Below are 20,936 nucleotides of genomic sequence, written 5' to 3'. Positions count from 1 at the left end.
AGTATGTCTTACTTGTCGTTCAATGCCACAACACCTGGAAGTGCTTTGCCTTCCATGAATTCCAGGGAAGCGCCACCGCCTGTGGAGATGTGGTCCATTTGCGACGCAAGATTGAATTTCTCTGCTGCTGCTGCGGAATCGCCGCCGCCGATAATGGTGTAGCCTTCGGTTGTTGCGCAAGCCTGAGCTACTTCACGGGTACCGTCAGCAAATGCGTCCATTTCAAATACGCCCATCGGTCCGTTCCAAACGACCAATTTGGAGTTTTTGATGATGTCGGCATACAAAGCGCGAGTTTTTGGTCCGATGTCCAGACCTTCCCACTCGGCCGGAATGCCGTCGATATCAACCTCTTTACGGTTAGCGTCCTCAGCGAATTTGTCGGCGACAACAACGTCAACCGGCAGGACAAAATTCTTGCCAAGCTTTTTCGCTTTCTCAATAAAGCCGAGGGATGCGTCCAGTTTTGTATCATCCAACAGAGATTTACCGATTTCATGGCCTTGGGCCTTGAAGAAGGTGTAAGCCAAGCCGCCGCCGATCAGCACGTTGTCAGCAATGTTCAGCAGGTTGTCGATAACGTCGATCTTGTCTTTTACCTTCGATCCGCCGATGATGGCTGTGAAAGGACGATCTGGGTTCGACAAGGCTTTGCCGAGAACAGACAATTCTTTCTCCATCAAAAGGCCGGATACTGCAGGCAGGTAATGAGCGATGCCTTCTGTCGAAGCATGTGCACGATGCGCCGCACCGAAAGCGTCGTTGACGAACAGATCAGCGAGCTCAGCAAATTGTTTTGCCAGTTCAGGATCGTTCTTCTCTTCACCTGGGTAAAAACGTACGTTTTCCAGAACGAGTACGTCGCCATTGTTAAGAGCCGCTACTTTTGCTTTAGCTTCTTCACCAATCGCTTCGTTCGCTTTAGCTACCGGTTTGCCGAGCAATTCGGACAAACGTTCAGCAGCTTGGGTCAAACGCATGGATTCATTGACTTGACCTTTCGGACGTCCCAAGTGGGAAGCCAAAATCACTTTTGCTCCGTTTTCGATCAAATATTTGATCGTTGGCAGTGTTTCACGGATCCGAGTGTCATCAGTAATTTTGCCGTCTTGCATCGGCACGTTGAAATCTACGCGAACAAATACGCGTTTTCCGGTTACTTCCACATCACGTACACTTTTTTTGTTCATCTCCACGTTCCTCCTAAAGGTATGCGCGGCGTATCTCCATGGCCTGGAAAAACAGCGCTTGATACGAGTCGATCTTATTAACTCCTGATTTCTCTCCTAAGCGTCTATATCTATATATGGGTGTGTGTGTGAATGCCGTTTATTTCTTCAAGAACCAAAGAGGAGTCCTTTGCACAGGTCGCTCCTCTTTGGTATTCATATCTGATTGGGCAATAAATTACTTAACTTTTTTTGCGAAGTATTCCAAAGTACGAACAAGTTGAGCGGTGTAGGACATTTCGTTGTCATACCAAGCAACGGTTTTAACCAGTTGTTTGTCGCCAACAGTCAGTACTTTAGTTTGTGTTGCATCGAACAGGGAACCGAAAGTCATACCTTTGATATCGGAAGATACGATTTGGTCTTCGGTGTATCCGTAAGTTTCTGGATCGGAAGCAGCTTTCATAGCTTCGTTAACTTCAGCAGCGGTTACTTTTTTGTCCAGAACAGTAACGAGTTCAGTCAAGGAACCAGTTGGTACAGGCACACGTTGTGCAGCGCCGTCGAGTTTTCCTTGCAAATCAGGGATAACGAGGCCGATTGCTTTAGCTGCGCCAGTTGTGTTAGGAATGATGTTTTCAGCTGCTGCGCGAGCACGACGGAAGTCGCCTTTCGCATGCGGAGCGTCCAAAGTGTTTTGGTCGCCAGTGTAAGCATGGATTGTAGTCATCAAGCCTTCAACAACACCAAATTTGTCATTCAATACTTTAGCCATAGGAGCCAAGCAGTTCGTGGTGCAAGATGCGCCAGAGATAACAGTTTCAGAACCGTCAAGGATTTCATGGTTAACGTTGTAAACGACAGTTTTCATGTCGCCAGTAGCCGGAGCGGAGATAACGACTTTCTTAGCGCCGCCTTTCAAGTGAAGCTCAGCTTTTTCTTTAGTAGTAAAGAAGCCTGTGCATTCCAGAACGATGTCAACGCCAAGCTCGCCCCAAGGAAGTTCTTCTGGGTTGCGGTTAGCCAGAACTTTAACTTCTTTGCCGTTAACTTTGAAGAATCCGTCATGAACTTCAACTTCGCCGTCGAATTTGCCTTGAGTTGTATCATATTTCAACAAATGAGCCAACATTTTTGCATCTGTCAGGTCATTGATTGCTACGACTTCGATACCTTCCACGTTTTGAATACGACGGAAAGCCAAACGTCCAATACGTCCGAAACCATTAATACCTACTTTTACACTCATTGAATAGTTCCTCCCAATGTTCGTTTTTTTTATTAATCAAGACAGACTGAAAAGCCCGTCATGAGTAAACGGTAGTTAGTCCAGCTCATTCACGATTTCTATCGCAGCCGCTTCATCCGTGACGAGTATATCCTCATGTCCGAAGCGCAGTACCGCATGAATCGCCTTTGCTTTGCTCTTTCCCCCGGCAATCCCGAGTACGGTTTCCGTATTCTTGATGTCCTCGAGACGAAGGCCTAACGTGAGCATCTTATGAACGACAACGCCATCGCGATTAAAATAGTAACCGAATGATTCCGCGAGTGCGCCTTCCTTCTGGATTTCTTCAACCATACTTGGTTCCAGTTTACGGCGGCGCGCCATTTCCATGGCGTCTCCGATTCCGTGCACGACGATCTTCGCCTGACGGATCATATTCACGATATCGTGAATATTCGGATCGTGCACCAAAGATTCATAGGCTTCCTTCCCAAGCAAATCGGGAACATGCAGCAATCGGTAACCTGCTCCCACTCTTTTGGCCATTCCGGAGGCAATCGTGTTCGCCTGGATTTCCAGGCTTTCACCAAGCCCACCACGCGCCGGTACAAACCAGCTTTGCTTCATCGTTACGTTTGGTGGAGGATTCAGTTGGTTTGCGACCTCAGCCAGCGTTGAACCGCCGGTGACCGCAACCACGTCCTTCCCATCCATCACGCTAAGCAGCGCTTTTGCCCCCGCACGCCCCAGCTCCAGTTTGACCTGAGGAGAAACGTCGCAATCTCCTGGGACCACCACTACTTTACGCAAGCCATAGGTCTGACGAATTTTGTCTTCCAGATTAGCCAGGCCGAATAATTCTTTAACAACCGGCTCCAGTTCCTCCAAAAGTTTCCTGCCCGCATCGCTGACTCTCATGCCTATATTCTCGATTTCAATCAGGCCCTGAGCCTTCAGGAGATCTGTTTCGGCACGCAACACACGTTCCGTCATGTCTAGTGAGGTTGCAAGCGTTCTGCGGCCTATGACGTCAGATAACATGATCTGGTTAAGTATGGTGTACCTTTTCTTGAGAATTTCCATGAGATCAGGAAGAAGCCGCTTCTGAATTTCTAAAATGTTACGCATGCTTTCCACTCCTGCAAGCTTCGTCTTCTCTCTCCTTCTCCTTGGTCCTAAAATGTCCCGGGTAAACTTTTTAAGTCCCACTGATATTCTAACCAATTTTTTCATCTGTTGCAAGCCTGACGTCCGTATAATTCTCATTAATTGGGCCTCTTATACAACCCATTGAAATAAAGCCTTGTCATGCAAAAAAATAAGCCAGCCCGATAAGGCTGACTTTACTGCAGAAGTGCTATCTTTAGCGCTAATTTTCCGGTTATTTATTCGATTTGGACAGGTATGCAACCACATCATCAATCAAAAAATTGTTCTCAATCGTAGCTTCTTCCACTTCGACGAGCTTTCGATCTATGTAGTAATCGACCTTGGAAAACGGGTCGTTGTCGACGTAACCTTTAGCTTCCTCATAGGAAGCCGCGTCAATGATCATAAGCCCCGTACCATCGGCACAAGGGCCGCAAAACGGAAGGACCCCTTTTTCTTTCAGGCTCTTGAGATAGGCTGCATGGGCTTTGACGAGCTCCTCCGTCATTAAATGTCTCTGCTTGTTAGAAAGATGCACCACAAATTTCTTCACATCGTCCCTCCTATGCTATAAATTCAAATTCAGTATGCGAATGGAGTCCTTAACCTCTGTTAAACTACCCTGAAGCAGCTCATCCAGCTGTTTGTCGGCTTCTTGAAGGCCGATTAACGCTTCTTGCAGAACCTCCTTTCCTTGATCCGTCAGATGAACCTCCATAGATCTTCTCTCTTTTCCGGGAAGGCGAACGATAAACCCGTCCCTCTCCATTCTTCCCAGCAGATTGCTTACGGTGGCCCGTTCAAGCTCAAGCTTCTCCGCTATAAAAGATAGATTGGACGGGCCAAATTCCTGAATCACCTCCATCACATACACATAGGAAGTGTTAAGCCCCCAGGTTTCCAAATGCTGTTCATACCACTTTTGCACCTTTTTGCGAGCCAAACCAAGTTGAAAAGCCAAACAATTGATCGTCACATGATTATTTTTCATAGTAAGTATACTAACATTTAGCATACTAAACGTAAAGGGAAATATTTCTTGCTTAAGATCGAACGAGAACGGACATCGCGCTTTTAGGCTCCATTCGGAAGTTTAGAAGCTCCTCGTTCTGAAGCCGCAAACTTACATCCTCTGCTTTTTCACTATCATTAAACAACACGACGGCCGTTGAGTGATCCGTATTTCTGAAGGCGACGTTTCGAATGGAAGATCTGCCTGCAGAGGAACCGATCCGTAGCGCATTAGGACGAATGATCTTACTGAAATGGGCCAGAGCATAGTAGTCCAAAGTGTAAACGACCTCCCGGGTTTGCTGGTTAATCTGCACAATACCCCGGCAAGTGCTCCGTCCAAAGCCCGGAACCGTAGGGCCGTTATGCTCATCGAGCGCCATGTTCCATAACACTAGCGACTGACCGTAATTTCTAAGAATTTCAATGCCTGTACGCAGCACATTGGAAAAGGCCGGCTCAAACGGCGGAATCCATTCTCCCCCCGACCCCTCGGTAAAATGCACCTCTTTATCCGGAAAAGCCAGGCGCACCTCGCTTTGCACAGCCGGATTGCCGTTGTACCAGTGCCAGGCCACCCCATCCACTTCCTGATTGGCATGCTCAAGCACATGCAGTGGATAATCGGGCCGGTCCCAGTTGTGGTCGTAGCACAAAATTTTCGTCCGAATGCCGTGCTTCGCAAAGCTGGGCTTTAAGTGATTTTTCACAAAGTCGGCTTGCCACTCCGGCAGCATGAGCATCCCCGGATAGTGCCCAGGCACATAAAGCGGCTCGTTTTGCGGCGTTACTGCATAAATAGGCAGACCATGCGCAGAGTAAGACTGAATGAAGCGGACAAAATACTCCGAATACGCCGTATAATACTCCTTCTTCAATTCTCCTCCGATCATGGAACCGCTTGTTTTCATCCACCCCGGCGGACTCCACGGAGAGGCCATCAGCTTGAGGTCGGAATTTAGTGTCATCGCCTCCTGCAGCAGCGGGATGATGTCGGCCTCATCATGCGAAATCGAAAAACGCTTTAATTCCGGGTCGACCTCTTCCCCGTCCAGATCATCGTAACTGTACATATCTCTGGCATAATCCGACGCCCCCATGGGGTTTCTCAGCACGGACAGGCCGATCCCCGTCTTTGGATCAAACAAATTCCGCATTAATTGGCTTCGCTGCTCCGCGCCGATCACCTGATGCATCAAATAAGCGGCCGAATCCGTGAAGGAGGCGCCAAAACCGTCGATTCTCTGATAGGTTTGCTCCATGTCCAGAACGATCTCGACCATCGGCTCGTTTCCATCTGCCGGCGGAAGCTGCTGCTCGCTTTTTGATGCGAAAAGCTCATGCTCCCCTGCTGATAAATAAATCGTTAATTCCCGCATAAAATTCCCCCGATCTTGGTATAAGAAAAAACCGTCCAAAAAATCTCCGGACTACCTTTATGGTGTTGGTCACATCGATATAGGTTCTTGCCTCTCTCACCATCCACCACTAAATGTATTTAGTGCAGCTATTTCTGGGCAAAATGTGGTTTTGGGGATTTTAGCTGCAAAATGTACATCTAAAATGGGTCAATTTGACTTGGCAGGGTTATTTCGCTCCTTTTAGCTGCACTTTCTACATCTAAACGCTCAATACTTCCAATAGGACGATATTTAACTGTACTTAATGCATTTAGTAAGTTCTATTTCACAGGAATTCCCGACGGTACCCCAATTTCCACTCGTTGATCTGCACATTTGTTGATCAAAATATTTGTTGACCGCCTACAAGGACAAAGAGCAAGGGGCAGGTGTTTTTAAACAACCCAAACCATCAGCAGCCCAAAGTCCCGCCCCTTGTCTCCATTTGCTACTTAAGGATAAGTTTAGATTCACATCTCGGATATTGTTAAAAAGGTTGCTTTCTCCCTCAAAGGGCCGAAGTGGCCCCCGGCGTTCCTCACTTAAGCCCCAGCTTCTCCTTGTTCTGCTTCATCTTTTCGCTGCGGATTTCCACAATCTTATCCCAGCTGTTGTCCTTCAGGAAAGATTTATAGGCTTCCAGCGTACTGTTAAACTCCGCTTCGCTCTTGGCCCGAATCATGCTGACCAGCGTCGTGCTCCACTGCGTATTGATAGCGCTGAGAGACCGCGCTTCCGGTGTTCCTTGATCCGGGTTCGTGTTCTCCAGAATGAAATGTGGCTTCAGCTTTCCTTTGCCCCATTCCTGCATCTGCTTGATGCTTTCCGGGAAGGCATCCGGGCTTAAGGCTTTATGGCGGTCATGGCCAAAGAACATAAACTCGCCCAGCCGGTATTCCTTCTTGAATTGATCCGCATTTTTCAGCTGCATCTCCTTCACCGCAGGCAGCAGCTCAACGTTTCCACCATCCAATTTCTTGTACGTTTCGCCCTCTATGCCATAGTTCATCAGCATTTGTCCCTCTTCACCCAGCAGGTAGGTGAAAATTTGAATCGCCTTGGCCGGGTCCTTGCATTTCTTGGTGATGAAGCTGACCATCCAGCCTGAAATTCCGGATTGATTCAGCGTCGGCTGATTGCCTACCGTACTTTGCGGACCGTCTATCGCTACGTATTCCTTGCCAGGGTTCGCGCTCATGAAGATTTGCAGATTGCCGCCCTGCTGCGGCGTACCGTCAAGCAACATCGTGGCATATTTGCCCGATTTGACCTTCTCCTCAAAGGCCGTGCCGTCGTCGGCAAAGCTGTCATCGATGATCGTTCCGTCCCGGTAGGCTTCGTTCAGCGTCTTCAACCATTTCAAATAATCCTCATCCAGGTTGCGGTCATAGAAGCCGCCATTCTGATCCTCAAGCGGTACCCCGATAAAATCCTGCAGAACGTCGCCCAAGGAACCGGTGCCCGTACCGATCGAGTTAAACCCGAAAGGGATCATTTCCGGAAATTGGACTTTGATCTTGGCGAGCGTGCTCTTGAACTCCTCGGGCGTCTTCATTTGCGGACTGCCCAGTGCCTCGTAAACATCCTTGCGGATTATAAAAGCCGTCTTGGCCGGGATGTTGCCGCTGTCATAATCCGCCTGCGTATTCGAATAGTTCGGATACCCGTAGGTTTTTCCATCCTTCAGTTGAAACCACTTCAAGGTGTCCTCGGCGGCCACTTTGTTGAAGTATGGATCGTATTTCTCAGCCAGCTCGCTTAAAGGAATGGCCCAGGTTGCCGCCTTTTGCGCCACCGGAGAGTTGTTGTCGAACGTCGTCAAAATATCCGGCATATCCCCGCCCGCGAAAAAGGTGTTCAGTTTGGTGTCGTCCCCTTTAATAAACTTGATGTTGATATTGAGATCCTCTTTGATTTTCTTCGTTACGACATCATTGCCGAAATCGGTATTCCACCAGTCCGCATTGACGTACCAAGTAAGCTCTGTCGGCTCTTTCTTTTTGTCCAGTTTCCAAGCCGGCGTTTCCGAATCAAGCGTATACCGCCCCTCAATGGAAAAATCTTTCCCTCCCTTTCCCGAGCCTCCGCCTGATCCGCAGCCCGAAACGACGAGGACAGCCGCAAGCAAAATCGCGCATAAAACGAACCCTTTTTTCTTCATTGTTTTCTTCATCAATACCATACTGAACCCTCCTCTTTATATTGAAGCGCTTTCAATGTGCTGATTTCTTGTTGTCCGTTCATGACGTTGCCCCCTTTCTATTCCTTCACCGCCCCCAGCATAATGCCTGAAATAAAGTACTTTTGAAGAATTGGATACATCACAACAATTGGCAAGGTCGTTATGACAATCGTTGCGAGTTGAACCCCTTTGGTTGTCGTTTCTATTACCACCGAGCCTCCGATATTCTGCATAGACTGCGTTTGGGACTGGACGATAATTTCATACAATTTCATCTGCAGCGGATAGAGCGACTCATCGGTGATGTACAATTTGGTCGTCATAAAATCGTTCCATTGCCCCACTCCGTTAAACAAGGCGATCGTCGCCAAAGCGGGCATGGACAGCGGAATGAAGATTTTCAGAAAAATCCGCCAATCCCCAGCTCCATCGATCTTGGCCGACTCTTCGAGGGAATCCGGCACATTTCTAAAGAAATTCATTAATATGACGACGTCATAGTAGCTGAATAACGCCGGGATAACGTACACCCAGAAGCTGTTCAACAGACCCAGCGATTTTATCAATAAATAGGTCGGGATCATGCCGCCTGAGAAAAACATCGTGATAACCCCCATAGCGACATACAGCTTGCGGCCCCGAACGTACTGCTTGCTCAAGCCGTAGCCGACCATAGCGCAGAAAAATACGTGCGTCGCGACGCCAATCGTCGTCTTAAGCACCGAAATAACGAAAGCCTGCCATATGCTGGTGTCGCGGAACACAGCCTGGTAGTTTTCCAAAGAAAACTCGCCCGGCCAGAACACAAAACCGCCTTCCGCCAGCGATTTGCCCGAGCTAAAAGAAGAAACGATTACATTCCAGAGCGGAACCACGATGATCAAGGTGAAAATGGATAGCAAACCGAGGTTGATCACACCAAAGGCCCTGCTGTCGAGGTCCTCTTTAGCCACCGTTCTACTCAAGCCAATGCCTCCCTTCTTACAATACCGATTGATTGTCATTTAATTTGCTCGACACCTTGTTGGCCGCAACCAGCAGGATGACCGAAACGATGGAGACACCTAAGCCGACTGCCGTGGCATACGAGAAGTCGCCCTGTGCCAAGCCCATGCGATATACATAGGAGTTGATAACCTCCGCTCTTTCCCGGTTTTGCGAATTCATCAGAACGAGCGTCTGATCCAGGTTCGAGCCCAATAAACCGCTTACAGTTAAAATCAAATTTAAGCTGATGATGAGCTTCATGTTGGGAAGGGTGATGTTCCAAATTTGTCTAAGTCGACTGGCGCCGTCCATTTTGGCCGCTTCATAATAGGTAGGATCGATTTTCGAAATAATTGCCAGATACAAAATCGTTCCCCAGCCGGCTTCCTTCCAGATATCAGACAACGTGGCGATCCACCAGTATTTCCCCGGGTCCAGCAAGCTGTTCTGCGGCTTTGCAATCAGACCCAAATCGAGCAAAAGCTGATTGAATAGACCTGTCGTCGAAAACCACGTGATAAGCATCCCGCCCAACACGATCCATGATAAAAAGTGCGGTAAATAAGAGACGGTCTGGACGATTTTCTTAAATCGGTTCGAGCTTATCTCGGAAATCATAATCGCGAGAATAATCGGAATGACGAATCCAATGATCAGCTTCAGAAAGCTGATGCCCAGCGTATTGACAACCGCGTCCCAAAAATATTTGTCAGACAAAATAATTTTGAAGTTGTCCAGCCCGGTCCATGGCGCAGTATCCAGCGTATCGATGACGGTGTAGTTTTTGAAGGCGATCAACAATCCGTAAATGGGAACGAAGCAAAACACAATCATGAAAATAACTCCCGGCAGGATCATCGATTGGAGCGCCCATTGCCTTTTAAAGTCCGCCATAAACGCTTTGAACCTTTGCCCCATAGGCGCTTTCCGGTGCGGCTGTTCCCTGGTAATAGCAACATTTTCCATATGACCTCCCCTTTCTTTAGAAAGCCTATAAAAACGTTTTTATTTTTGGCGAAAAATGTCCGCCGTTAAGCGGTGTAGTCCCCCATGCGTTCAGCACATGTTATCCACCATCCGGCGAAGCGTACCTGTCGATCTTCACTTGGCTTGAACCGCGAACAATAAGTTCTCCGTTCAATTCCTGGATCTTTCCTGATTCTTTCTTCTGGATCAGCCGCACGAGATGTTCAATCGCTAAGTAGCCCTGCCTGGCAATTTGGTTTCGTACCGTCGTCAAAGGGGGCGAGTAATACTGGGCGATGTCGATATCGTCAAAGCCGACGACGCTGACATCCTGCGGCACCGAATATCCCAGAGCCTTCAACGCCTTCATGCATCCGATCGCGCTGATATCATTGCCGGCCAGGAACGCATCCGGAATTTTGCCGGGGTTTTGATGAAGAAAAGACTTTACCGCATTATAGGCGCCTTCTTCTTCAAAATAGCCCTGCAGCACATAATCCTCATCGATCGGCAATTGGTGCTCACGCAAGGCGGCCAGGCAGCCTTCCTTTCTTCGCACGCTGTCCAGCATCGTATCGACGCCGGAAATATAGGAGATCCTTTTGTGCCCCAGACTGATCAAATATTTCGTGGCCTCGTATCCGGCCGCATAAGAGTTGAAGACTACGCTCCCCATCGTCTCGTTTTCCAAAGTCCGGTCCAGAAAAACGGCCTTAATCTTATCCTTGGCCATGGAGGCAATGTCCTGATCATCAATTCTCAGCTCTTCGTAAATAATTGCACCGTCGACCCGCCGTCCTAAAATGTTGCTCATAATGACATGCTTATCCTTGGTAATAAACACATTGAGGCCATAGCCCAGACGGTCGCACTCACGTGCCATCGATTCAACCAGAACGTAGAAATAAGGACCTGCTACGCTGGTCGTAAAGAACCCCAGCATATTTGTTTTTCCCGATTTCAACTGCTTTCCGTTCAGGTTGGGCACATAATTCAACCGCTTCGCTACATCAAGCACATGCGCTTTGGTCTCAGGGTTGAGCACATCCACGTCATTGAGTGCATTGGAAACCGTAGAAATGGATACGCCAGCCTCCCTGGCAACATCTTTGATTGTAACTTTTCCCATACCACTTTTCGTCCTTTTATAAAAACGTTTTTATGATTTAAAATTAACATATCGCGTATTGGAATACAACAATTATTTAGCAGTATTTTCCGGGTATTTTTTTAACGGAATGACTTGCTTTTTTAGTTGGTACCACATATAATATATTTTGTTACGCTAATTTGCGCCCGTGGTCCAATGGATATGACGTAGGCCTCCGGAGCCTGAGATCGAGGTTCGATTCCTCGCGGGCGCGCCATTCTTATTTACAACTTAGAAACACATTGTCTTAACACAAATATAATGACCTCGATCTTCAGATCCAGGTTTTTTTATTACCTAGAGTTTGACTTTCTTTGACTTTCTAGCACAAATTGTTTATGATGGGGTTATCCTTCATCGTTTCCGTCAATTCTTAGATTGATTGAACCGATTTCTACAATATCATTCGAGGAGGTTTTATCGATGAGTTATATTCCTATGGTCGTTGAACAAAGCAACCGCGGGGAGCGGGCATACGACATTTATTCCAGACTGCTTAAGGATCGGATCATTTTTCTGGGCTCTCAAGTGAACGATGTCGTGGCCAACTCCATCATTGCCCAAATGCTGTTCCTGGATGCGGAAGATCCTACAAAGGATATCTCCCTCTACATTAACAGCCCAGGCGGATCGATTACCGCCGGCATGGCCATTTACGATACGATGCAATTTATTAAATCGGACGTCTCCACTATCTGCGTAGGGCTCGCCGCTTCCATGGGCGCGTTCCTGTTGAACGCCGGCGCTCCCGGCAAACGGTATGCGCTGCCGAACAGCGAAATCATGATTCATCAGCCGCTCGGTGGAGCGGAAGGACAAGCCACGGACATTGAGATCCGGGCGCGGCGCATTCTCAAAATGCGTGACACACTGAACAAGATTCTCGCTGAACGCACTGGCCAGCCGCTGGAACGGATCGAAAAAGACACCGACCGCGACTACTTCATGAGCGCCGCCGAGGCGAAGGAATACGGTCTCGTGGACAAAGTCATCGAAAAGGTGAATTCGACAAACGAATAAGCAATAAAAAACTAGGCTGCCCCGAGCATAAAAGCTGTTCGACGGGTGGCCTTCTTGCTATTATTTCTACATAGCCTCCAGGCAGGGGGAAACTAGGGCGGTTCGTCCGCTTGGTTTTGTCCATTTATATATGAAAGAGGAGTGATTCGGAGAATGAGTGTTAGGAAAAAACTAGTTGAGGTCAGTCGGACCTTGGCCGAGGTAGCCACCGGCAAGAGCAAGGCAGACCTGGTGGTCAAAAACGGGACCTTGGTGAACGTCTATACCGGCGAGCTACTGCCGAATACGGATGTCGCTATGGCGCAGGGACGGATCGCCTACATCGGCAAGGCTGACCATACGATTGGCGAGGGAACCGTCGTTGTCGACGCGAAAGGCCGTTATATTGCACCCGGTCTGCTGGACGGGCATATGCATGTAGAGAGCACAATGCTGTCGGTGACCGAGTTTGCCAAGGCCGCCCTGGCCAAAGGCACCACCGGCGTATTTATGGACCCGCATGAAATTGCGAACGTATTCGGAAATGATGGGGTCCGTTGGATGCATGAGGAGGGACAAGGCCTGCCGCTGAAGGTGTATACGACCTATCCTTCGTGCGTGCCTGCGACCGACCATCTCGAGGATGCCGGAGCGACTTTGAACGTTAGCGATATCGCAGAAAGCATGAAATGGGAAGGCGTCGAAGGCCTCGGTGAAGTAATGAACTTCCCAGGCGTTGTGTACGGCGATCCGAAAATGTGCGGTGAGATCGAAGCGACGATCCGTGCGGGAAAGGCGGTTACCGGCCATTTCCCGAGCGATGATGAGCACATGCTCCAGGCGTATATCGCTTCCGGCGTAAGCTCCTGCCATGAGACAGTTACCCGGGAACAAGGGCTGGCTAAAATACGCCTCGGCATGTATTTGATGATTCGCGAAGGCTCGGCTTGGCATGATGTTAAAGAGGTCATTAAGGTCGTTACCGAAGACCATGCCGAAACCGGCAACATCCTGCTCGTGACGGACGATGTATACCCGCAAACGCTTATCGAGAAAGGTCACTTGAATCACGTCGTACGCCGGGCTATTGAGGAAGGCGTCAAGCCTGTGACCGCGATCCAAATGGCGACGATCAATACGGCCCGCTACTTCAAGCTTGAGGATGACCTCGGCGGCATCGCTCCAGGCAAATGCGCCGACCTGCTCCTGATCGACGATCTGCATCAGATGGAACCATCTACGGTCATTGCCGATGGGCAGGTCGTCTATGATGACGGAGAGCTTCGCATCCCGTTCCCTGCTTATACGTACCCTGAAGCGGCCCGCCAATCGGTGCATTTGGTCAAACCGCTCGTTCCGGACGATTTCCGGCTGCACAGCCAAAGCAACGGGAACGAAACGAACGTCCATGTGATTGAAGTGATTGAAAACAGCGCACGCACGGTAAAAGGTACCGCTCGCCTGCAGGTTGCAGATGGCGTCATTCAGCCCGATCAGGCCCGCGACATCATCACGCTCGCTTGCATTGACCGTCACCGCAGATCCGGCGACATCTCGCTTGCATTTGTTCATGGCTTCGGACTGCAGCGTGGTGCGGTTGCTTCTACCGTCTCCCACGACAGCCATAACCTGATCGTCATGGGAACGAATGCCGAGGACATGGCTTTTGCCGCGAACGAGTTGGCCAAGCTTGGCGGCGGCATGATCGTCGTGGAGGACGGCAAGGTCCTTGCCGCCGTGCCGATGGTGCTCGCTGGGCTGATGTCCGACCAGCCGCTGCATACGGTTGCCACGCAGGTTAAGGAGCTGGAAGCTGCCTGGAAGAAGTTAGGATGTATGCTGAATGCACCGTTTATGACGTTCTCGCTGGTAGCCCTGCCTGTAATCCCTGAGCTTCGGATTACGAATCGTGGGCTTGCCGATGTTAACGAATTTAAGCTGATTCCTGTCGAAATCGGCTAAACCATATAACTAAAACTCGGGCCGCCAGGTCGAGCTGCACGGATTACAGCCGTGTTCAGTTCAGCCTGTGCGGCCCGCATCTTTTTTCTACATATCCTCCTCTGGAAAGGCAAAATACTCTAGGGCATTATGATAGCAGATATCCTTGACCATCTTCCCTAAAAGGCTCAAGTCCTTCGGAGCTTCCCCTCTCTCCACCCAATCGCCCAGCACGTCGCACAGGAGCCGGCGGAAATACTCATGCCGCGTATACGACAGGAAGCTGCGGGAATCCGTCAGCATGCCGATAAACCGAGCCAATACGCCGAAGTTGCCCAGCGTTGTCATTTGCTCTAGCATACCGTCCTTATGATCGTTGAACCACCAAGCAGTACCAAGTTGTATTTTGCCGGGAACCCCACCGCCTTGAAAGCTCCCCATGATGCTGGCCAGCACCGGATAATCATTCCGATTCAGCGAGTACAAAACCGTTTTCGGCAAAGCTCCTTCCCGCTCAAGCGAGTTGAGAAAACCCGCCAGTGGAGCAGCAAGAGGACCGTCATAGATAGCGTCATAGCCGTGATCCGGGCCAAGTCGGTCTCGCATCACGGTATTAATATTTCGCAGAGCATGTATATGCAGCTGCATGACCCAGCCCCGAGCGGCGTATTGTTTGCTTAGAAACAGCATCGTGTACGATTTGTATTTTCGCGCGTCCTCCCGGCTGACTTGCCCCTGCTCCAATGCTTTGGCAAAAATATCGGTGGCTTCTTCTAACGCCGTCTCCTCATACTCCACCGTATCTAGCGCATGATCCGACAATCTTCCCCCCGCCTGATGGAAGAAATCGATCCGCTCGTTAAGGGCTTCCAGCAGCTCACTATACTCACGGATGGGCTTACCCGTAGCCGCTTCGAGCTTGCTGACCCAGGGCCGGAATGAGTCTCTGTTAATCTCCAGCGCCTGATCCGGGCGGAAGCTGGGCAGCACCTTCGTTTGAAACTCTGGAAGGTCTTTGATTTTCAGATGAAACTCAAGGGAATCCACCGGGTCGTCGGTAGTACATAGCACCTTTACGTGTGACTTCGTAATCAGATCCCGTGCCCCAAATCCCTCTCCCCGCAGCATAGTGTTCGCCTTTTCCCAAATGGCCGGGGCCGTCTGTTCATTTAACAGTTCATCCATGCCGAAAAAACGCTGCAGCTCCAAATGGGTCCAATGATAAAGTGGGTTACCAAGCAGTTGAGGAACCACCTTCGCCCAGGCCAGAAATTTGTCGTAATCACTCGCCTCGCCGGTAATCAGCTTCTCCTCGACACCACAGGCACGCATCACTCTCCACTTGTAGTGGTCTCCGCCGAGCCATGCCTCCGTAAGGTTACGAAACGTCTTGTTCTCGTAAATCTCCTGCGGGCTCAGATGGCAGTGGTAATCGACGATCGGCATATTGTCAGCGTATTGATGATAAAGCACCTTGGCGGCCTTGCTGTTCAGCAGAAAATGTTTCCCCAGAAAATGTTTTGCCATTCTCTTCTTTCGGCACTCCCTTCATTCGCAGAAACCTACCTGGTATTATTTTAAATGTTTTCCTCCCAAAGCCCAAGAGTAATTTTCGCATCTAGTGTGGTAGTTGAAAGTTGAATATCCGCATCGACGCGGTTTAATTGTATTAAGTACAGTTATTTTGATGAAATTCCTCATTTGCTCGGGAATAAATGTATTTCATACATCTAAACCCAACCTATTTCGCGGTCACCTGCTAATACTGCCCAAATAGATGCACGTTTTGCAGTTAAATTTCCTCATACGCCAAAAGCCAACAAAATAGCTGCATAAAATGCAGTTAGTCATCGTAACAGAAGGGTGCCGCCGGGTTTGAGGTTGTCGTTCTCTTCACGCAAGCACAAAAAAGCCGCCCCTGATAGCATCTTTACGATGGACCTCAAGGGCAGCTCTTGCCTGGCTTCTAACAATTATATTAGGTTACATAGACTTAAAATCAAATGGATCGGCACCCGGTGGGAGTAATTTCGCAAACGGGAAATAAAACTCCGGGAACCCGAAAACATAAGGTAAATAATCATATAGTTGAAAAAAGATGACCACACCTTGGTCCTTCACATAGTAGGACGGGTTTGGACCGATCGTTTTGAAGTTTCCGAAGTAGCCTTCCGTTTCCTCTAATTTTTTGGCAATCTCCGGATCGACAATGCTCCGGTAGTTCGGATTAGCGCGAAGCAGCTCGTCCAAGGTCAGCACCTTTCCGTCGCTAAGACGGAACGTTAAGCCTTCCCGAATGGTAATGCCGTGGGCTCCTCCTGTGTATGCATACGTCTCCAACAGCAGACTGAGCACCCCGTTTTCGTTATAGGTTACCTTGTAGGTTCCTAGGTACTCATAGGGGTTGCCGCTTGGAGAAGGCTGGCTAGCCTTGGCTTCCTTAATCGAGTTTGCCACAAACGTTTCCGCCTTGGTTTTCAGCAGAGTATTGATTATTTTCTCGGCCGCCCGGTTTTTCAGACCGCTGACTTGGGGATATTCTACCTTGATCTTGGCTTCAGGAATCGTCTTCTCAATCGTATGTTTCGTAATATTGATGCTGTTCGGCTTTTTAGCCTCTACAGCTAGGCGGTTGGATGAACTAACGTCCTGGTGAGTTGCATGGCCAGCCGCATGACTAACTAGCCCTCCATTACCCTCGCCAGCCAATGCCGCAGCCGAAGTCATCAAAGGGGAAGTAACGAGCGTTCCTACCGTCAAAACCGATACCGTCATCCTCAATAAGGTGCCTTTCATGAATAGTCCCACTCCTTCATGTAAATTGCTCTAAGCTAGCGTTACCTCCATTATGACCTGGCACGGTACAAATCATGCTAACACCCTATAAGCAAAAAACCGTGGTGCGGAGGTACTTCGCTCATTTAGCGAGTTACATCCACAAACACGGTTCTGATGTAAAGCTTATGTTCAATCACACGGCTGATTTATTCGCGTCCGCTCTTCAACTCCGTCCAGAGACGGTCGTAAAGCTGCAGCTTATCGCCGACATCGCCAAGCCATTCGGTACGGGACAGCTCATCCTTCGACAAATTAATCATTTTATCGTTGTTGTACTGCTCGCTGTGATAAGACTTCGATGTCGTAGTCGGATCACTATAGCCGATAGACTCGTAGTTTTTGGCGGCGTTTTTCGCATCCAGCATGAAGTTGATGAATTTCTCGGCCAGTTCCTGATGCTTGGAGCCCTTCGGGATAGCGTAGTTGTCGGACCAGATCGTACCGCCTTCTTTAGGAACCACATAAGCGACGTCTGGATTATCTTTAGCGATGTAAGAGGCATCGCCCGACCAAACCGTAGCAATCCAGCCTTCTTCTTGGATCATTTTTTGCTTAATATTGTCGGTGTCAAAAGCAAGCACGCTCGGCAGCAGTTTCTTGAGATCCTCTACAGCAGCGTTAATCTGGGTGTCATCTTTCGCATTGTTGGAGAATCCCGCTTTTTTAAGCGCCATACCGATCACTTCACGGTTGTCGTCCAGCAAAATGACCTTCCCGGCATACTTCGGATTCCACAGGTCCTCCCAGCTACTGATATCTTCTTTCACGTATTTCTTGTTATAGGCAATCCCCGTAACCCCGGAGGTATACACGATCGAATACTTATTGCCGGGATCATAGGAAGGATTCTTGTAGGTGTCTGCAATATTCGCAAAGTTCGGGATGTTCTTCATGTTCAATGAAGCCAACAGGTCCTGTTTGATCATCGTTGCTACCATATAGTCGGAGGGCTGAATCAGATCATATCCGCCGCCGCCCGCTTTAATCTTAGCCAGCAGGTCTTCGTTGTTGGCAAACACATCGTAGTTGATCTTTACGTTATACTGCTTCTCAAATTGCTGTAGCATTTCTTCGTCAAAATTGTCGGCCCAGCTATAAATATTGAGCGTCTCCTTCGACGAACCGCAGCCTGGCAACAGTGCCAGCACCATTAACCCCGCCAGCACCAGGCCGGCCCATTTCATTTTTTTCAATTCACAATCTCCTTTCCCTTGTAACTTATAAATTAACTATACACCAAATAGATAGAGTCAGGCTTAAAACGGAAGCATCGACTTTTTCTTCTGTCCTTTGCCCCGATTCAACATAAACTGAGCTAAAAAGATCAATGTCACCGTCACTAAAATCAAAATGGTACAAAGCGCATTAATTTCCGGGGAAATACCCCGCTTCACCTGACCGTAGATATAAATCGGCAACGTTGTCGAACTAGGGCCGCTTACGAAAAAGCTGACCATAAAATCGTCCAATGATAACGTAAACGCAATGAGCGCCCCGGCAACAATGCCCGGAAAAATCTGCGGTAAGGTAACATAACGAAATGTCTGCCAGGAGCCTGCACCCAAATCCTGAGCGGCCTCTTCCAGCTGGCGGCCCATGCCGGACAACCTGGTCGTAACCACGACATAAACATAGGACATGCTAAACGTGATGTGCGCAATGATGATCGTCATTTTGCCGAGCGGTATGTTTAGCTGATTGAATAGTACAAGCAGAGATAAGCCCATAATGATATCTGGAATAATGATCGGCAAATAGAGCAAGCCGCCCATGGCCGCCTTTTTCCTTCTGTCAATCTTCCGCAGCGCTAGAGCAGCCATAGTACCAAGCACCGTAGAGACCAACGTTGAAATCACGGCTACGGTTAGACTGTTCGTGAGAGCCTCCATGACATGCCGGTCGTCAAACAGCGAAACGTACCAGTCCATCGTAAAACCGCTCCAGTTGGCAGCCAGCCGGGAGTTGTTGAACGAATAGATAATAATCAGCACGATCGGCACATAGATAAAAATCATCATCAGCAGTGTATGAATACCTAGCAGCGGATGGTTTTTCATTTTCATGAGCGCACCTCCCGAGCTTTCTGATATCTGGAGGACATCGCTTTATTGAATAGGGCAATCAGAATGAGCGAAGTTATGACAAAAATAACGGATAATGCCGCACCGAACGGCCAGTTCCTTGCCCCCAAAAATTGACTCTGAATAATATTGCTGATCATCGCCGACTTGGCCCCGCCCAGAATATCCGTAACGACAAACATCCCTGTTGTCGAAACATAGACCAGTACCGAGCCGGTCACGATTCCGGATTTGGTTTGAGGCAGCGTGATGTACCAAAATGCTTTCCAGCGTGAAGCCCCAAGGTCGCTGGCAGCCTCCAGCAGCTTCTTGTCCATCTGCTCCAAAGCGACATAAATTGGCAGCACCATGAACGGAATGAAGGTGTAAACCATTCCAAGCAGCACTGCACCTTTCGTATAAAGCATTTGAAGAGGCTGTGAGATCATCCCGAAATCCATCAGTAAGTCGTTCACAATCCCCTGTGTACGGAGCAGAAGCACCCACGCATACGTACGAATTAGAAAGTTGATCCAGAACGGAACCGTGATGAGCACAAGCCCCCAGGTCTGCATCTTGGGCCCGGCATTTGCAATATAGTAGGCTAACGGGTAGCTGAGCAGTAAACAAAGTGCCGTTGTTAAAATGGACAAAACGATCGTATCCCAATAAATCCCCAAATAGAGCGGGTCAAAAAACATCGCGTAGGAATGAAAGTTAAAGTCAAGCACTACGTTGCCTACATCATCGCGGCCCATGAAGGAAATCACGATGACAATGAGCATCGGCACGAGGAGAAACAGGCCCAGCCACAGCAGAACCGGCAGTATGCTCAGGCTTGATTTTTTCATGATCCGATGACCACCTCATCCTCTGGCTTCCAATCGACACCGACTTGCTCGCCGATCTTCCAAGGGTAATCATCCGATGCTTCGAGCACGATAGACACGGACATCGGTTCGTTATGAAGCTGAACAATTATTTTATGTATGCTGCCCAGATAAAGGACATCAAGCACTTCCCCGGTTGTTTTGGCATTCCCGCCCTCACGAACCGCTCTCAGCTTCTCAGGTCTCACCGCAAACAGCTTATCATCACGGGTGAAAACATTGTTCTCACCGACAAAGGTCGCTGAGAATAGGGTGGCCGGAGATGCATAAATCTCGCGCGGCGTACCGATCTGCTCGACGCGTCCACTGTTCATCACAACGATCCGGTCGGACATCATCATAGCTTCCTCCTGATCGTGAGTAACATAGACGAATGTGATGCCCAGGCTGCGCTGCAACTGCTTGAGTTCGGCCTGAAGGCTCTTTCTCAGCTGCAAATCAAGCGCCCCAAGCGGCTCGTCCAGCAGGAGAACACGCGGCTTGTTGGCAATTGCACGGGCTATCGCTACACGCTGCTGCTGTCCGCCGGACAGCTGATGCGGATACCGCTTCACGAGCGGAGTCAGCTGCGTCATGGCAACGGCCTCTTGAACGCGCTCCCGCTGTTCTTTTGCAGGCATTTTTTTCATTTTCAACCCGAAGGCGATATTCTCTTCCACCGTCATATGCGGAAATAAGGCGTAATGTTGGAAAACGAGGTTCAAATCCCGCTGATTCGGAGGCAAATTCGTGAGGTCTTTGCCGTCAAGTAGAATCTTTCCGGCAGTAGGTTGTTCAAATCCCGCAATCATGCGTAAAATCGTCGTCTTGCCGCAGCCGCTCGGGCCCAGCAAGGTCAGGAATTCCCCTTCCTTTATGGTGAGCGAAAGCGGATGCAAGGCGATCTGTCCAGCAAAGTGTTTCTCCACTGCAGCCAGTTCAATCATCGATGCACCACTCCTTTAGTTGTAATCGCGTATCTCTTTA

At 49.1% G+C, this 20,936-nt stretch carries 18 protein-coding genes and 1 tRNA gene; 3 read left to right on the top strand and 16 right to left on the bottom strand.

What is annotated here, in order from left to right:
• Nucleotides 1-8: 8 nt before the first annotated feature.
• The 10 genes from ACFQ3W_RS03095 to ACFQ3W_RS03050 all read right to left on the bottom strand — a co-directional run bounded on the left by ACFQ3W_RS03095 (nucleotide 9) and on the right by ACFQ3W_RS03050 (nucleotide 11,221).
• Nucleotides 9-1,190, bottom strand: coding sequence for a phosphoglycerate kinase (locus ACFQ3W_RS03095; protein ID WP_379316514.1), 1,182 nt, complete (start codon nucleotides 1,188-1,190; stop codon nucleotides 9-11).
• Between the two features lie 217 nt (nucleotides 1,191-1,407).
• Nucleotides 1,408-2,418, bottom strand: a complete 1,011-nt coding sequence (gene gap, locus ACFQ3W_RS03090) for a type I glyceraldehyde-3-phosphate dehydrogenase (protein ID WP_379316512.1) — start codon at nucleotides 2,416-2,418, stop codon at nucleotides 1,408-1,410.
• A gap of 75 nt (nucleotides 2,419-2,493) precedes the next feature.
• Nucleotides 2,494-3,525, bottom strand: a complete 1,032-nt coding sequence (locus ACFQ3W_RS03085) for a sugar-binding transcriptional regulator (protein ID WP_379316510.1) — start codon at nucleotides 3,523-3,525, stop codon at nucleotides 2,494-2,496.
• A gap of 253 nt (nucleotides 3,526-3,778) precedes the next feature.
• On the bottom strand, nucleotides 3,779-4,099 hold the full coding sequence (locus ACFQ3W_RS03080; RefSeq protein ID WP_379316508.1) for a YciI family protein: 321 nt from the start codon (nucleotides 4,097-4,099) through the stop codon (nucleotides 3,779-3,781).
• 15 nt (nucleotides 4,100-4,114) lie between these two features.
• Complete coding sequence (locus ACFQ3W_RS03075; protein ID WP_379316506.1) at nucleotides 4,115-4,537, bottom strand: MarR family winged helix-turn-helix transcriptional regulator; 423 nt, start codon at nucleotides 4,535-4,537, stop codon at nucleotides 4,115-4,117.
• A gap of 52 nt (nucleotides 4,538-4,589) precedes the next feature.
• Complete coding sequence (locus tag ACFQ3W_RS03070) at nucleotides 4,590-5,936, bottom strand: glycoside hydrolase family 30 protein (RefSeq protein WP_379316504.1); 1,347 nt, start codon at nucleotides 5,934-5,936, stop codon at nucleotides 4,590-4,592.
• A gap of 559 nt (nucleotides 5,937-6,495) precedes the next feature.
• Nucleotides 6,496-8,139: a sugar ABC transporter substrate-binding protein gene (locus tag ACFQ3W_RS03065; RefSeq protein ID WP_379316502.1), complete on the bottom strand. Its 1,644-nt coding sequence runs from the start codon at nucleotides 8,137-8,139 to the stop codon at nucleotides 6,496-6,498.
• Between the two features lie 77 nt (nucleotides 8,140-8,216).
• The gene (locus ACFQ3W_RS03060; RefSeq protein ID WP_379316500.1) at nucleotides 8,217-9,143 is read right to left on the bottom strand and encodes a carbohydrate ABC transporter permease; all 927 of its coding nucleotides are present in this window, start codon (nucleotides 9,141-9,143) and stop codon (nucleotides 8,217-8,219) included.
• Nucleotides 9,121-10,092, bottom strand: a complete 972-nt coding sequence (locus tag ACFQ3W_RS03055) for an ABC transporter permease (protein ID WP_379316498.1) — start codon at nucleotides 10,090-10,092, stop codon at nucleotides 9,121-9,123. The genes ACFQ3W_RS03060 and ACFQ3W_RS03055 overlap by 23 nt, the downstream gene beginning before the upstream one ends.
• A 100-nt stretch (nucleotides 10,093-10,192) precedes the next feature.
• The gene (locus ACFQ3W_RS03050) at nucleotides 10,193-11,221 is read right to left on the bottom strand and encodes a LacI family DNA-binding transcriptional regulator (RefSeq protein WP_379316496.1); all 1,029 of its coding nucleotides are present in this window, start codon (nucleotides 11,219-11,221) and stop codon (nucleotides 10,193-10,195) included.
• Between the two features lie 163 nt (nucleotides 11,222-11,384).
• On the opposite strand from ACFQ3W_RS03050, the gene ACFQ3W_RS03045 reads away from it, so the two are divergent.
• From ACFQ3W_RS03045 to ade, 3 genes are all read left to right on the top strand, one after another.
• A tRNA-Arg gene (locus ACFQ3W_RS03045) sits at nucleotides 11,385-11,459 on the top strand.
• A gap of 206 nt (nucleotides 11,460-11,665) precedes the next feature.
• Nucleotides 11,666-12,262, top strand: coding sequence for an ATP-dependent Clp endopeptidase proteolytic subunit ClpP (gene clpP, locus ACFQ3W_RS03040; RefSeq protein ID WP_379316494.1), 597 nt, complete (start codon nucleotides 11,666-11,668; stop codon nucleotides 12,260-12,262).
• A gap of 153 nt (nucleotides 12,263-12,415) precedes the next feature.
• Nucleotides 12,416-14,203, top strand: coding sequence for an adenine deaminase (gene ade / locus ACFQ3W_RS03035; RefSeq protein WP_379316492.1), 1,788 nt, complete (start codon nucleotides 12,416-12,418; stop codon nucleotides 14,201-14,203).
• Between the two features lie 87 nt (nucleotides 14,204-14,290).
• On the opposite strand, the gene uxaC is transcribed toward ade, so the two are convergent.
• The 6 genes from uxaC to ACFQ3W_RS03005 form a co-directional block, all read right to left on the bottom strand.
• The gene (uxaC, locus tag ACFQ3W_RS03030) at nucleotides 14,291-15,709 is read right to left on the bottom strand and encodes a glucuronate isomerase (RefSeq protein ID WP_379316490.1); all 1,419 of its coding nucleotides are present in this window, start codon (nucleotides 15,707-15,709) and stop codon (nucleotides 14,291-14,293) included.
• A 456-nt stretch (nucleotides 15,710-16,165) separates the two neighbouring features.
• A complete protein-coding gene (locus ACFQ3W_RS03025) occupies nucleotides 16,166-16,957 on the bottom strand; it encodes a DUF3298 and DUF4163 domain-containing protein (protein WP_379316488.1) in 792 nt (263 codons plus the stop codon).
• Nucleotides 16,958-17,166: 209 nt separating this feature from the next.
• A complete protein-coding gene (locus ACFQ3W_RS03020) occupies nucleotides 17,167-18,213 on the bottom strand; it encodes an ABC transporter substrate-binding protein (protein ID WP_379316486.1) in 1,047 nt (348 codons plus the stop codon).
• Between the two features lie 63 nt (nucleotides 18,214-18,276).
• Nucleotides 18,277-19,083: an ABC transporter permease gene (locus ACFQ3W_RS03015; protein WP_379316484.1), complete on the bottom strand. Its 807-nt coding sequence runs from the start codon at nucleotides 19,081-19,083 to the stop codon at nucleotides 18,277-18,279.
• Nucleotides 19,080-19,931: an ABC transporter permease gene (locus ACFQ3W_RS03010; RefSeq protein ID WP_379316482.1), complete on the bottom strand. Its 852-nt coding sequence runs from the start codon at nucleotides 19,929-19,931 to the stop codon at nucleotides 19,080-19,082. The genes ACFQ3W_RS03015 and ACFQ3W_RS03010 overlap by 4 nt, the downstream gene beginning before the upstream one ends.
• A complete protein-coding gene (locus ACFQ3W_RS03005; RefSeq protein ID WP_379316480.1) occupies nucleotides 19,928-20,896 on the bottom strand; it encodes an ABC transporter ATP-binding protein in 969 nt (322 codons plus the stop codon). Before ACFQ3W_RS03005 ends, ACFQ3W_RS03010 begins: the two co-directional genes overlap by 4 nt.
• Between the last annotated feature and the right edge of the window lie 40 nt (nucleotides 20,897-20,936).

The sequence above is a fragment of the Paenibacillus puldeungensis genome, assembly GCF_042678945.1.
GTDB lineage: Bacteria > Bacillota > Bacilli > Paenibacillales > Paenibacillaceae > Fontibacillus > Fontibacillus puldeungensis.
This window is presented reverse-complemented; position numbering and strand designations above follow the sequence as displayed.

Coding starts and splice junctions, on each gene's coding strand:
- gap (WP_379316512.1), bottom strand. CDS start 2,418: ATGAGTGTAAAAGTAGGTATTAATGGTTTCGGACGTATTGGACGTTTG.
- ACFQ3W_RS03085 (WP_379316510.1), bottom strand. CDS start 3,525: ATGCGTAACATTTTAGAAATTCAGAAGCGGCTTCTTCCTGATCTCATG.
- ACFQ3W_RS03005 (WP_379316480.1), bottom strand. CDS start 20,896: ATGATTGAACTGGCTGCAGTGGAGAAACACTTTGCTGGACAGATCGCC.
- uxaC (WP_379316490.1), bottom strand. CDS start 15,709: ATGGCAAAACATTTTCTGGGGAAACATTTTCTGCTGAACAGCAAGGCC.
- ACFQ3W_RS03095 (WP_379316514.1), bottom strand. CDS start 1,190: ATGAACAAAAAAAGTGTACGTGATGTGGAAGTAACCGGAAAACGCGTA.
- ACFQ3W_RS03010 (WP_379316482.1), bottom strand. CDS start 19,931: ATGAAAAAATCAAGCCTGAGCATACTGCCGGTTCTGCTGTGGCTGGGC.
- ACFQ3W_RS03060 (WP_379316500.1), bottom strand. CDS start 9,143: ATGACAATCAATCGGTATTGTAAGAAGGGAGGCATTGGCTTGAGTAGA.
- ACFQ3W_RS03055 (WP_379316498.1), bottom strand. CDS start 10,092: ATGGAAAATGTTGCTATTACCAGGGAACAGCCGCACCGGAAAGCGCCT.
- ade (WP_379316492.1), top strand. CDS start 12,416: ATGAGTGTTAGGAAAAAACTAGTTGAGGTCAGTCGGACCTTGGCCGAG.
- ACFQ3W_RS03070 (WP_379316504.1), bottom strand. CDS start 5,936: ATGCGGGAATTAACGATTTATTTATCAGCAGGGGAGCATGAGCTTTTC.
- clpP (WP_379316494.1), top strand. CDS start 11,666: ATGAGTTATATTCCTATGGTCGTTGAACAAAGCAACCGCGGGGAGCGG.
- ACFQ3W_RS03075 (WP_379316506.1), bottom strand. CDS start 4,537: ATGAAAAATAATCATGTGACGATCAATTGTTTGGCTTTTCAACTTGGT.
- ACFQ3W_RS03025 (WP_379316488.1), bottom strand. CDS start 16,957: ATGACGGTATCGGTTTTGACGGTAGGAACGCTCGTTACTTCCCCTTTG.
- ACFQ3W_RS03065 (WP_379316502.1), bottom strand. CDS start 8,139: ATGGTATTGATGAAGAAAACAATGAAGAAAAAAGGGTTCGTTTTATGC.
- ACFQ3W_RS03015 (WP_379316484.1), bottom strand. CDS start 19,083: ATGAAAATGAAAAACCATCCGCTGCTAGGTATTCATACACTGCTGATG.
- ACFQ3W_RS03050 (WP_379316496.1), bottom strand. CDS start 11,221: ATGGGAAAAGTTACAATCAAAGATGTTGCCAGGGAGGCTGGCGTATCC.